Source organism: Erwinia tasmaniensis Et1/99, from assembly GCF_000026185.1.
Taxonomy (GTDB): Bacteria; Pseudomonadota; Gammaproteobacteria; order Enterobacterales; family Enterobacteriaceae; genus Erwinia; species Erwinia tasmaniensis.
The window spans coordinates 1,480,599-1,494,073 of record NC_010694.1 but is presented as its reverse complement, the minus strand read 5'-3'; the positions used below and the strand labels follow the sequence as shown (position 1 = coordinate 1,494,073).

Below are 13,475 nucleotides of genomic sequence, written 5' to 3'. Positions count from 1 at the left end.
GCCCGGAAGGCGTCAGTTGATCAAATCAGGCTCGGTAACGCTTGATCATTATTCTTCGCTCTCTCGTTGATTAGTAAGCACCATCACGCTTCAGAACCACGCCGATCGTTTTGAACAAAATGGCGATATCGTTCCAAAGTGACCAGTTCTTGACGTACCATGAGTCGAAGTAAACGCGGGTTTCATAACTCACATCATTGCGCCCACTGACCTGCCACAATCCGGTCATTCCTGGCTTAGCCATAAAATAGTAATCAACGTCGCCCGCATAGCGCTCGAGTTCGGCTTCTATCACCGGTCTTGGCCCGACCAGGCTCATCTCTCCCCGAACCACGTTCCATAACTGCGGCAGTTCATCAAGGCTGGTTTTACGGATAAAATGACCGATACGGGTAATACGCGGATCGTTTTTCAGTTTGAAATCTTCATCCCACTCTGCGCGCGCAACCGGATCGTTACGCAGCACCTCCGCAAGGACTTCTTTGGAATTCACTACCATGGAGCGGAACTTGAGACATTTAAATTTGCGGCCGTTACGACCAACGCGTTCGTGACCATAGATCGGGGCTCCACCGTCGCGCGAAACCATAAAGATCAGTACGGCTAAGGCGGGCAACAGCATGATAATAATGCCCAACGCGCCGACCAGATCGAAAGTGCGTTTAAGAAAGCGCGAACTGTGTTTGGCTAGATTATTGTTTACCCGCAAGATCATCACTTCGTGGCTAAAAATATAAGCCATATCAGTGCCATACAGGGGAACACCGCGTAAAGAGGGAATGACCGACACCGAACGACAATGGTGTTTCGCGAGATTTTTTAGCCACCAATCACGAGACTGACTTTGATCGTATTCAACCGCCACGATAAATTGGGTTTCACTGTTTATTAACGACCACAGTTGTGCTTCATCTTGCAATACTGGAATGCCAAACAGTTCAGAGGCGTTCTGGCTACTGTCAACATCATAGAATGCCACCACATCAAAACCCATCATCTCTTCGCTTTGCAGCGCCTGCCAGGCTTCTTGCGCATTCTTTCCGCTGCCGATGATGATTGACTGCCTTTTCCAAAGCTTTTTACGATTCAGCATCCGTTTAACAAAGGAGCGCCCCACGGGAACCATCGCCATCGCCAGAAGCCAGGTGAGTACCCAAATCCAACGAGAAAGTTCCCATTTTGATAATGCGCTGACAGAAAGGTCCACAATAGAAAATATCAGGATTGTTCTGAAGACTTCTTTAAGCTCGAACCAAAAGGGTTTTCGATAAGTGTAGTGCCGCAATCTTACCCAGAACCACCCAACACAAACCAGCGAAAGCAAAATGTGAGTCGCTATTTTCAAGTTTAGTTCGTGTGCCGGAATATCTGCCAGAATATCACCTGAAAATCCATTAACCAGCACAATGGCTAGTGCCAGCGCCGCATTGAAAAAGATGATGTCTGACAGGGCCAATGATAGTCTTATTAACAATCCTTTAAAGGTGAATTCAATTTCGCGCATAGTTAACTCTTAATTTTATCTCAGGTTGCCTGTGATTTATTGGTATCGAAACGGTGGCGAGGGATATTTCATACACGACGTTCGTTATTACACAGGGACCTTATCCAGGAAATACGGAAAAAAGGTCATCATCACCGGCACTACAACCACAAAAAACCGCTATATCATCAACTTAACGCGCAGGGTTCGCTGATGTGTCCTGAGCACTCTCATAAGGACACGCTACCGCCCCTGGCTTGTAGCTGCCAATGCGCTGTAAATGTTGTCGCTTACAGTTATAAGCCGGTCATCTCTGACGCCAGGCGCTAACATTTATCAGTGGATTGTGTACTTTCTTACAAAAACCAACATTCCCCCCATTGTACTGCGTTAAATAAAACATCCACGCAGACATTCACTAATACGTTGCTATACTAGTTATAAATGGACCCTTTACAAGAGCCTCGCGGCCCGCGCCGCTCCTTTTAGGAATAAGACTACTCCCCCACAGTCTGAGCACCACTTATTATTTTCTCCCTCCCTGCTAAATTAAGATTTTTCTCACTATGATTTCATTTTAAAATAGGCATCACTGGTTAATAAATATGTCAAGATACGATTATTCCTATTAACAATCAGATGAATTAGGGAGGGGAAAAATGACAGATTACGTAATCCCGATTTTCGGCATACCCACGTTTTTTATGCCACGAAGAACAGATTAATCCTATTTAAAATAGGTTGAATTGTTGGGTGACAAGGTCATGCCCGGCGCCAATCCGGGTTAATATAAAATATCTTTGAGGTGGGATAATGCTCGAATCGTTTGCCGATCCTTCCATTTGGGCCGGACTGGTCACTTTAGTGATGCTGGAACTGGTACTGGGTATCGACAACCTGGTCTTTATCGCCATACTCGCGGAAAAACTGCCCCCGGCTCTGCGCGATCGTGCGCGGGTCACCGGTTTATTGCTGGCATTAGGGATGAGGCTGCTGCTGCTGGCTGGGGTATCCTGGCTATCGTCACTGACTTCGCCGTGGTTCAGTCTGGGTGAACACGCTTTCAGTGCGCGCGACCTGATTATGCTGACGGGTGGCCTGTTTCTGCTTTTTAAGGCCACGATGGAACTGAATGAGCGCCTTGAAGGCAAAGACGCGGAAGAGAGCTCACAAAAGCGCGGTGCCCGCTTTTGGCCGGTCGTCGCGCAAATCGTCGTACTTGATGCGGTATTCTCACTGGACTCCGTTGTAACCGCCGTTGGCATGGTTGACCAGCTTGCTGTGATGATGGCAGCAGTGGTTATCGCCATTTTACTGATGCTGTCAGCCAGCAGGCCGTTAACAGGTTTCGTTAACGCCCATCCGACCATTATTATTCTGTGTCTGAGCTTTCTGTTAATGATTGGATTTAGCCTGGTGGCAGACGGCTTCGGTTATACCATCCCTAAAGGTTACCTGTACGCAGCGATCGGCTTCTCCATAATTATCGAAGCGCTTAATCATCTGGCACGATTCAACCGTCATCGCTATTTGTCGGCGCATTTATCGCTGCGAAAACGTACGGCACAAGCCGTGCTACGGCTTTTGCGGGGGCACCATGACGAGGCAGACTTGGATGCGGAAACCTCCTCACTGGTAGCCGGAAAAGCCGGGCCTAAGGCTATTTTCAACAGGGAAGAGCGAATGATGATCGCTCGCGTACTGGCGATGGGCCAACGCAGCGTGAACAGCATCATGACCACCCGCCACGATATTCAGCATATCGATCTGGCCGACTCGCCGGAGAGGGTCATGGCGCAGCTGGACGTTAATCAGCATACGCGCATGCTGGTGACTGATCACAGCGACGAGCCGCTGGGCGTGGTGCATGTGATTGACCTGCTTAAGCAGGCGTTACATGGCAACGCTATCGACCTGCGCGCGCTGGTGCGCCAGCCGCTGATCTTTCCTGAAAGGCTACCCCTGCTGCCTGCGCTGGAGCAATTCCGCCGCGCGCGCACGCATTTTGCCTTTGTTGTGGATGAGTTTGGCTCGGTAGAGGGCGTTGTCACACTCAGCGACGTGATGGAAACGATTGCCGGCAGCCTGCCTAATGAGAATGAAAAAACCGATCCGCGCCATGATATCCAGCAGCATAATGACGGCAGCTGGGTGGCAAATGGCCATATGCCGTTGGACGATCTGATGATGTATTTGCCGCTGCAATTGGACAGGAAACGTGACTATCACACGGTAGCAGGATTACTGATGGAGCACCTGCAACATGTGCCCCAGGAAGGCAAGGAGATAGAGGTCGGGGGCTATCTGTTCCGTACGATCCAGGTTGCCAGCCACAGAGTGCAGAAGGTGAAGATTATTCCCCGACCGCTCGAGGCCCCACACTGAACACCGCATCATACGCCAGCATAGCCGGCCCATCTTTATCGTAAAGGCAGGCGGTATCAGGGCGGCCGTCATCGATTTCCGGCCGCCCGCCACTATAAGTCGTTTATCAACTTTTTAACGTCGCCGTTAGCCTTGTCTGGATTATCCCTGGTCCATTTATCCAGTCGTTGCCGAACTTCATCGCGCAGCTGCTGACGCAGCAGCTGATCCACTTTTAAATTGTAATTAACCGCCGACCACGGCCCGTAAATCCTTAACGGCACGGGAAGGCGCTGCAAACGCTCGATCAACGCGCTGTCACCGTTCCAGCCCCCGGTAATGGTGACACCAAACAGCACGTCCAACTCTCGTTTAGCTAAATCAATGCTGCCGCTGGCGCTGTAGTTAAGCAACGCCGAGCGGGCATCAAGCTGGTTGAATGAAATAACGCCATTATTCAGCGTCGCGCTACCCCGTAAACGCTGTGGGTTTGGCGTACCGTCGTCGCCTTTTCCATGGACTTTATCACTGCTGTTTTCTACCGCCCGCTGAACCATCTGCATGAGGTCCAGCCCGGCATACTGCGCGTCGTCAAGGCTCAGTTCAGCCTGTCCCTGCCACTGATGCTCAAACGCGGCAAGATTCAGGCCGATCCCGCTAAAATGTCCCTGCAAGGACAGCGAGCCACTGACGGCCTCCGGCAGCTCAAATCCTTTCAGCAATGGCGTTATCGCAACCTGCTTCAGCTCCGGGGCCAGGGTCACTTTGGTCTGCGCGCTGCGCACATCCACCGTACCCGGTAAAGAGAAGCTGCCGCCCTCCCCCGTTCCTTTGAGGGTATCCACGGTGAGCAAACCCTGTTGGCTCGCCGCGTGCAACCGCACGTTATTCATTTGCATCCTGCGCCAACGCAGCCGATCCACTGCCAGCGTCAGTTGACCATCCAGCGCATTAAGCACGTTATGGGCATTATCCGTCACCGGCATGCGGGCGATCACCGGCGCGTGACCGCCGGGCTGCACGGCAGCGTTCGTGGCACCGTCAGCAACCTCAGTCAGGCCGAGCAGAGAATCAAGGTCGAGATGGTTAGCATGCAGATCCGCCAGCAGTTCGGGACGCCCTCCAAACGTGCCTGAAAGGGTCCCACTAAGCTGGCTGTCATTGGCGTTGAGAAGAATATCGTTAAGGCTGAAGCGCTGCGTCAGGATATCCCAGCGCGCCGTCATCTGCGCCTTACCCTCTATGCCTGCTGGCGGTAAATCCACCGCCTTAAGCTGATAATCAAGCGACTGGATTGACGCATTGATCCGCTGGGGGTAATTAGAAATATCCAAGTCGCTGCTGACGCTGAGGTGCAGCTCACGCTGATCGCGGTTGACGCGACTGCTGAATTCAACGTGCACCTGACGCGGCTGATTTTGATCAAGCGTCAGGTTCAAATCGCGTACATTGAGCTGTTCACCGTTGGCCTGTTGCCACACCAGCAGACTGTCCGCAATACGCAGATGGGAGATGTCGAATTTCCAGCCACGCGCGACATCGTCTGCGGGTGAAAAGGCACTACTGCCAGCCGGTCCTACGGGTGCATCAGCAGCACGCTGGCTTTCACTGTCCTGCGTCAGGCGAATGACCGCCCCTTTGAGCATGACCTGTTTTACCGAGAGTTGATGCGAGAGCAGCGGCAAAAGATCCACGTCAAGGCGCATATTGCTGGCGCTGACGACCGGCTGTTGCGCGCCGGGAGCCGTCACGGTGATCGGCCCAGAGAGGATGCTAAGCTGAGGCCAGACGTGCCACCTCAGATCGCCATTGAACGCCAGACGATAGCCACTACGCTGCTCCACCTGGTGGACCATGTAGGCGCGAAAATCGTTTGGATTTACCAGCATCACCAGCGCGGTCATTCCGGAAACCACCACCACCAGCAGTATCGCAAGTGTGGTAATAAACCTTTTCATGCCTGCTCCTTAACTCTTCTTTTGCCACTGACTGAAGGACGGCCGCCCTTTCACCCGGCTAAACGAAAGGGGTTCCACCGAGTTGCCACCTTCTGCAATCTTAACTCACCGATTCAATATGCGCGCGTTTAGTCCTTGTCGATACGGCTGGCAACCGCGCCCTGCTGACCTTTGTACTTGGCATCCTGCCGGCTGTTATACGGGCGAGCTGCGGGGCCTGAAAGCGGCTCAAAGCTAAGCGCGCCAATCAGCATGCCGGGACGCAGCGCCAGCGGCAGCTTACCCGAATTGTAGAACTCAAGGACGATACGCCCCTGCCAACCGGGATCGATACGGTGGGCGGTCACATGAACCATCAGGCCAAGACGGGCCAGAGAGGAACGCCCGTCCAGCCAGCCAACCAGATCGTCAGGCAGCGTCACCGACTCTAAGGTCACGGCCAGCGCCAGCTCACCCGGATGCAGAAAGAACGCATCCCCCTCCGGCAGTACAATCTCATCGCTCATCACGCGATCCAACGCGGCGCTAACCTCAGCCTTAGGGCCACTCAAGTCGATAAAAGCGGCGGTATGACCGCGGAAAGTACGAAACTGGTTACCCAGGCGCACGTCAACGGTCGCTCCATTGATACGCTCAACGGGCGGGCGCGGATCGATACCCAACTTACCATTGTCGAGCCAGGCTTCTATATCGCGGTCACATAATCTCATTCAGGAACTCCAGCTTGCGCTTCGATTATTCGAAGAACTGATTAATTTTCGCTTTCAGGATATCAATGGCAATACGATTTTTACCACCGCGCGGTACGATGATATCGGCGTATTGTTTGGAAGGTTCGATGAACTGCAGGAACATCGGCCGCACCGTCTTCTGGTACTGCGCCATCACAGAGTCCATAGAGCGCCCGCGCTCGTTGACATCGCGCTTCATACGGCGCATCAGACAAATATCGAGTGGGGTATCGACGAAAATGGAGAAATTCATTTCCTGGCGCAACCGGGCATCGGTCAGCAGCAGTATACCTTCCAGGATGATAACCTTTTTGGGTTCAAGCCGAATGGTTTTTTGGGTGCGGGTATGCTCAACGTAGCTGTAAACCGGCAGGTCGATAGCCTGCCCGGCTTTCAACATCTGCAAATGCTGTAGAAGCAGGCTATGGTCCATCGCGCTTGGATGGTCATAATTGGTTTTGACCCGCTCTTCCATGGTCAGATGGCTCTGATCTTTATAATAGGCATCCTCGGGGATCACACCAATATTTTCATCACCGACACGCTCGCGAACCTCACGATAGAGCGTACTGGCAATAAGACTTTTTCCCGAGGCGGATGCGCCTGCGATACCTACGATGACGCACTGATGCGACTTGTCAGCCATATTTTAAAGACCTGAATTTAAGACAGTGTAAAGGGTAAGGTATGCCCTGTAGATTTCCAGATACAGAGTGGCCTCATCAGGCCAGCTCACATGCACTTGGTTAAGTCAGGTGACCGGGAAAATGAAGGTAACCCACACACCGCAGATTGAAATATGAAGGGCATAGCGGCGCAATTATAGGGAGTAACCCCTTCTGATGCCAGAAAAAAGCGCCAGCCTTCTTTTCGGACTTTACCGTTAGGTGGCAACGGCTTTGGCCGCTAAACTGGGCGGCAAAAAACCGTTATAAGGAATTAGAGTGTTCTGGCATCTTATCCACTTTCTCACCTATTTTGGTGACAGCATGCTGCTTGTCCCAACCGCCCTGGTCATAGCGCTATTACTTCTCTGGAAACGTGATGATAAACGCAGCGCCTGCTACTGGGTACTGGCATTCTGTGCAACCGGCGCCATCGTCAGCCTGTCGAAAATTGCCTTTATGGGATTTGGCATCGGCAGCGCCCGCTTCAACTTCACGGGATTCAGTGGCCATAGCGCCATGTCAGCCACCCTGTGGCCAGTAATGTTATGGTTGTTGAGTGGGCGACTATCCGCTCAGTGGCGCAACGTCACCGTTATCATCGGCTATTTTATTCCCCTGTGCGTGGGCATTTCACGTTTGGTGCTCCACTATCATTCAAACAGTGAAGTGATCGCCGGTCTGCTGCTCGGCTATACGCCAGGCACCCTATTCCTGATTAGCCAGCGCCATCTGCATCCACCCGTTTTTTCTTCACGACAGTTAGGGATTATTTTTTTAATCCCTGTCCTGCTGATCGGCCAGGGCCGTATCGCCACCACCCAGCAGTTTCTGCAACAGCTTTCGGCGAAGATTGCCGGCATTGAGCACGCATGGACGCGTGAGCAGTTGCTTCAGCTCCGCCAGTCACCCCACACTCTCCTGAACCAGTAGCGAGACAAGCAAAATTAAATTAATCTTCTGAATAGCGGAACATTTAGATTTTGCCGCTGTGGCGTTTATTCCTTATGCTAGCAGGGCTAAAATTTTTTAAGATTGTGCCTAGATTAGTGCCGTGCCGGAGTGTAATGACGATAGAAAATGTAGGGCTGGTACAACAATGGCGCCCACAGTGGTTTAATGCGCTGCTGTTAGCGTGTTTAAGCTTTGTGCTCACCTGTTACTGCCTTGAACTGATTAAAGTCAGCGGGCAGATCTCTCCGCTGTGGTTTTCCACCGCGCTGATGACCGTTGTTGTTTTCAGAAACCCGACGCGCGCCCTACCCATCCTGCTGGCTGGCTGCATATTGGGTTTAACCTGCGCCAATATCTTCTTCAACGGGTTGTCATTCTATAGTCTGGTCTTTCCGCTGATCAATCTGCTGCAGGCGCTGCTCGGTGGCATGCTGCTGCGCCTGCTGCTGGAGCCTGACGCCCCACTTAACTCACTGTTTAGCTGGGCTAAAATGGTGCTGGTCGCCGGCCTGCTCACCACGCTCATCGGCGGGCTTATTGCCTGCTGGCTATTGCAGTTAACCGGCCATGCTGCGCTGCATTTTTATGCTATCTGGACGGTATCCGAAGTGATTGGCATGTTGGCGCTGGGGCCGGTTGGCCTGCTGTGGCGGACTGATTATGCCCGCCGTCATCTGCGCCAGAGCGTCCTTTTTGAAACGCTGTTGACGTTAATGGCCACGCTGACCCTGTGCTGGTTCACGCTGCGCTATGCCCCTTCGCCATTTACCTTCGTGGTGGTGATCTTATTTTACAGTGCGGTACGCCTGCCGCGCTTTGACGCCTTCGTCGTCTACCTCGCGACTATCCTGATGATGTCGCTAATGCTGGCATTTCAGCTGATAGCCCCCGGCACCTCCAGCTTACAGCAGCTCATTGCCCTGCCCTGGGTGCCGTTTCTGCTCGCGCTGATCCCCAGCCATATGATGACGCTGGTGATGCACTCATTTCGTGAAGAGCGCAAACATATCTCAGAAAGTGAAACCCGTTTCCGTCACGCGATGGAATACTCGGCCATCGGAATGGCGTTGGTATCCACCAGCGGGCAGTGGATCAAGGTCAATCAATCATTGGCGAAACTTTTCGGCTACTCCCCGGAAGAGCTCTGTGAACTCACTGCCCAAGAGCTGACCCACCCTGACGATCTGGATACCGGCGTGGCGCAAGCCCGTGCCCTGTTAGCCGGTGAAATTGAGACCTACAACCTCGAAAAGCGCTATTTCCGTCGGGACGGAGAGATCGTCTGGACACTACTGGCCGTATCGCTGGTTCGCGACAGTGAAGAGCAGCCGCTCTATTTTATCGCGCAGGTTAAAGATATTACCGAGCTCAAGCACAGTGAGAATATCAACAAACGGCTGATGGAACGTATCACGCTGGCGAACGTAGCGGGTGGGATCGGCGTATGGGAGTGGGATATATCGAACGGGATCATGAGCTGGGATAAACGCATGCTGCAAATCTATCAGCTGCCGATGAATTCCCAGCCCACCTATCAGGACTGGGCCAACAGACTGCATCCGGCCGATCGTGAAAGAGCGATGGGCAGCTTCAATAACGCGATAAAAAATGCCACCCCGGTAGATGTTGAGTTCCGCATCCAAACTGAAAACGGCGTGCGTCACATTCGCAGTCAGTGTAATACCCTGTGCGATGAAAAAGGTCAGGTTGAACGTATGCTCGGCATCAACCAGGATATTTCAGCGGTGCGACTCCTGACCGATGCGCTGTACCAGGAGAAAGAGCGTATGCATATTACGCTCGACGCCATCGGTGAGGCGGTGATCAGCACCGATGAGAAGATGCGCGTGACCTTTATGAACCCGGTGGCGGAAAAAATGAGCGGCTGGCTGCAGCACCAGGCTTCTGGTAAAGCGCTCAACGAAATCCTGCAAATTACCCATGGCAGCCGGGGATCGGCGACCGAAAACCTGCTCAACTGCAATCTGACGCAGCAAAAAAAATCGTCTGACCTTGATACCGGCCTGGTGCTGCACAACCGCTCCGGCAATCAGTTTGCCGTCAATTACAGCCTGTCGCCGTTGAAGACCCTGGCGGGAGAAAACATCGGCAGCGTGATGGTCATCCAGGATGTCAGCGAAGCGCGTGAAATGATGCGACGCCTGAGCTACAGCGCGTCACACGATATGCTGACCCGCCTGCCCAACCGCGCGAGCTTTGAGCACCAGCTGAAGCTGCTGATAAAATCCAGCGTGGAACGGCGGCAGCACCACATGCTGGTATTTATCGACCTTGACCGCTTTAAGGCGGTCAATGACAGCGCCGGACATGCGGCCGGCGACCGCCTGCTGTGCGAGATATCACATATTATGCAGCAGATGCTGCGCGCTGATGATGTACTCGCGCGTCTCGGTGGCGATGAGTTTGGCGTCCTGCTGCCGATATGTTCCCCAGAAGAGGCCTGCGAGGTTATCGGCTCTGTTGTCGATGCGGTCAACCGCTATCATTTCCAGTGGGATGGCCATGAGCATCGTATCGGTGCCAGCGCCGGCCTGACGCACATTAGCGCCGACAACGCCGACATCACCGAGCTGATGGCGCAGGCGGATCGTGCCTGTTATCAGGCCAAGCACAGCGGGCGCGGCCAGCTCTGCGTGTATTAGTGCCGTCAGCAGCGCAAGGCGGGCGATGGCAAAAACCGTCCCCCTGACGGTTCGATTATCGTCAAGACTCTCCCCTTTCTCGCCCGCGCGCATGACGCCCACCGGCTGATTTTGCCGCGCCGACGGCGCAAACCCGCGGCTGGCGCTTGCGCCGTTTGCACACTCAAGCTAAAGTCCCCCCCTTTTTTACACTCAGCGGAGGAAACGATGTTTATCGGTTTCGACTACGGTACGGCAAACTGCTCGATTGCCATCATGGAAAACGGCGCACCCAGGCTGCTGCCGTTAGAGCAGAACTCGCCTTATTTACCTTCAATGCTGTGTGCGCCAACGCGCGATGCGGTCAGTGAATGGCTGTTCCGCCATCATCAGGTGCCGACTCCGCAGGCAGAAAATCAGGCGCTGCTGCGCCGCGCCCTGGCCTTCAACCGTGAAGAAGACATTGATGTCCTGCCCGGCAGCGTCAAATTCGGCCTGGCTTCACTGGCACAGTATATGGATGACCCTGAAGAGGTATGGTTCGTCAAATCGCCTAAATCCTTCCTCGGTGCCAGCGGCCTGAAGCCACAGCAGGTGGCCTTTTTCGAAGACCTGGTCTGCGCCATGATGCTGCATATCCGTCAGACCGTAGAGAGTACGCTGGGTCAAAATGTCACCGAGGCGGTAATAGGTCGTCCGGTAAACTTCCAGGGGCTGGGCGGCGATGAGGCCAACCGTCAGGCGGAAGGCATCCTGGCACGCGCCGCGAGCCGCGCCGGCTTTAAGGAAGTGATTTTCCAGTTTGAACCGGTGGCGGCAGGGCTGGACTTTGAGGCAACGCTAAATAAAGAGACTCGCGTGCTGGTGGTCGATATCGGCGGCGGAACCACCGACTGCTCCATGTTGCTGATGGGCCCGCAGTGGCACGACAAGGTCGATCGCGCCGACAGCCTGCTTGGACACAGCGGCTGCCGCGTTGGCGGGAACGATCTGGATATTATGCTGGCGTTTAAGGAGCTGATGCCGCTGCTCGGCCTTGGCGGTGAAACGGTAAAAGGCACCGGTCTACCGGCTCTGCCATGGTGGAATGCCGTGGCGATCAACGATGTTCCGGCACAAAGCGACTTTTATGCCGCCGCGTCGCGTAAGCTGTTACAGGATCTGATCCGCGATGCCGCCGAACCGCAAAAAGTACAGCGACTGCTGAAAGTCTGGCAACAGCGCCTCGGCTACCGCCTGGTGCGCTCGGCTGAAGAAAGCAAAATTGCCCTGTCACAACGTGACGAGGTGTTGACCACGCTGGACTTTATCGACAGTGGGCTGGAAACGGGCATTAGCGTGGCGGGGCTGGAAGCGGCTATCAGCCAGCCTCTGGAGCGCATTCAGGAGCAGGTGGCGCTGGCGCTGAACACCAGCGGCACCCGACCGGATGTCATCTACCTGACCGGCGGCAGCGCCAAATCTCCGGTGCTGCGCGCGGCGCTGCAACAGCAGCTTCCGGACATTCCGCTGGCCAGCGGCGATGATTTCGGCTCGGTGACCGCCGGTTTGGCGCGCTGGGCTCAGGTGATGTTCAGGTAATGCCGCACGGGCGGCCCGGCGCTGCGGCCGCCCAAACTCCTTTAATAGTGGCTCACCTCTGACAGCAGACGCTGCTCATCGTCCTTCAGTTTCAGCACGCTTGCCTTCGCCAGTTCGTCCACCTGGGCCAGCGAGGTGGCGCTAACGATAGGGGCAGCGATCCCCGGACGCGCAATCTGCCATGCCAGCGCAACCTGAGTCGGCGATGCGCGGTGCGCTTCAGCCACCTGCACTAGCGCATCGACGATTTTCAGCCCGCGCTCATTAAGATATTTATCGACCACGCCATGGCCACGGGCGCTTTTGGCAGCATCCTCTTTGCGGCGGTACTTACCGCTGAGGAAACCGCTGGCGAGAGAATAGTAGTTAATCACCCCCAGCCCGTGATCCAGCGCCACCTGCTCCAGACCGCTCTCATAGCCGGCACGATCGTAAAGATTATATTCAGGCTGCAAGGTCTCATATCGCGCCAGCCCAAGATCGGCACTCAGCTTTAGCGCTTCGGTCAGACGTTCTGCCGAATAGTTAGAGGCGCCGATAGCCCGCACCTTGCCCTCTTTAATCAGCGCGTCAAACGCGCTTAGCGACTCCTGCAACGGCGTATCTTCATCGTCACGGTGCGCCTGATACAGGTCGATATAGTCGGTTTGCAGGCGCTTAAGCGATGCTTCCACCGCCTGGCGAACGTATTTCGCCGCCAGCCCGGTTTTACCGTTGCCCAAATCCATACCGACTTTGGTAGCGAGGACAATCTTATCGCGCTTACCGCTGTGCTTTAACCAGTTACCGATGATGGTTTCTGATTCACCGCCTTCATTGCCCGGTGCCCAGCGCGAATAGACGTCGGCGGTGTCGATAAAATTCAGCCCTTTTTCCAGCAGCGCGTCGAGCAGGGAAAACGACGTCTTTTCGTCGATAGTCCAGCCAAACACATTGCCCCCAAAGGTCAGCCTGGGTACCCGTAAAGATGAACGGCCCAGCTGGCGAAGTTCTGAATGACTCATCGTGATCCTCCTGTTAGACATTGATAGCGCAGTTATTAAGCCTGGCAAATATCGATCGGCACGTTGGACTATTTGTGAAAAACTCTTTGCAGA

General features: G+C 54.1%; 9 protein-coding genes. 4 read left to right on the top strand and 5 right to left on the bottom strand.

The genetic code is table 11. The annotated features are described in order from the left end of the window. Positions 1-70 precede the first annotated feature (70 nt). Positions 71-1,504 carry an undecaprenyl-phosphate galactose phosphotransferase WbaP gene (wbaP, locus tag ETA_RS07690; protein ID WP_012441061.1) on the bottom strand — a complete coding sequence of 478 codons (1,434 nt, stop codon included), beginning with the start codon at positions 1,502-1,504 and terminating at the stop codon, positions 71-73. A gap of 792 nt (positions 1,505-2,296) precedes the next feature. On the opposite strand from wbaP, the gene ETA_RS07685 reads away from it, so the two are divergent. Beyond that, a complete protein-coding gene (locus tag ETA_RS07685) occupies positions 2,297-3,868 on the top strand; it encodes a TerC family protein (RefSeq protein WP_012441060.1) in 1,572 nt (523 codons plus the stop codon). Between the two features lie 92 nt (positions 3,869-3,960). On the opposite strand, the gene asmA is transcribed toward ETA_RS07685, so the two are convergent. The 3 genes from asmA to udk form a co-directional block, all read right to left on the bottom strand. Next, positions 3,961-5,805 carry an outer membrane assembly protein AsmA gene (asmA, locus tag ETA_RS07680; RefSeq protein WP_012441059.1) on the bottom strand — a complete coding sequence of 615 codons (1,845 nt, stop codon included), beginning with the start codon at positions 5,803-5,805 and terminating at the stop codon, positions 3,961-3,963. A gap of 128 nt (positions 5,806-5,933) precedes the next feature. Further along, positions 5,934-6,515: a dCTP deaminase gene (dcd, locus tag ETA_RS07675; protein ID WP_012441058.1), complete on the bottom strand. Its 582-nt coding sequence runs from the start codon at positions 6,513-6,515 to the stop codon at positions 5,934-5,936. Between the two features lie 25 nt (positions 6,516-6,540). Then, positions 6,541-7,182, bottom strand: coding sequence for a uridine kinase (gene udk, locus ETA_RS07670; protein ID WP_012441057.1), 642 nt, complete (start codon positions 7,180-7,182; stop codon positions 6,541-6,543). Positions 7,183-7,480: 298 nt separating this feature from the next. On the opposite strand from udk, the gene ETA_RS07665 reads away from it, so the two are divergent. The 3 genes from ETA_RS07665 to yegD all read left to right on the top strand — a co-directional run bounded on the left by ETA_RS07665 (position 7,481) and on the right by yegD (position 12,378). Next, positions 7,481-8,134, top strand: a complete 654-nt coding sequence (locus ETA_RS07665) for a phosphatase PAP2 family protein (protein WP_012441056.1) — start codon at positions 7,481-7,483, stop codon at positions 8,132-8,134. A 134-nt stretch (positions 8,135-8,268) separates the two neighbouring features. Further along, positions 8,269-10,818: a diguanylate cyclase gene (locus ETA_RS07660; RefSeq protein WP_042959297.1), complete on the top strand. Its 2,550-nt coding sequence runs from the start codon at positions 8,269-8,271 to the stop codon at positions 10,816-10,818. Between the two features lie 207 nt (positions 10,819-11,025). Then, positions 11,026-12,378, top strand: coding sequence for a molecular chaperone (gene yegD, locus ETA_RS07655; protein ID WP_042958791.1), 1,353 nt, complete (start codon positions 11,026-11,028; stop codon positions 12,376-12,378). A 41-nt stretch (positions 12,379-12,419) separates the two neighbouring features. Here the strand turns inward: yegD and ETA_RS07650 are convergent, their stop codons facing one another. After that, positions 12,420-13,382 (bottom strand): aldo/keto reductase, encoded by a 963-nt coding sequence (locus ETA_RS07650; RefSeq protein ID WP_012441053.1) that lies wholly within the window; start codon positions 13,380-13,382, stop codon positions 12,420-12,422. Positions 13,383-13,475 lie beyond the last annotated feature (93 nt).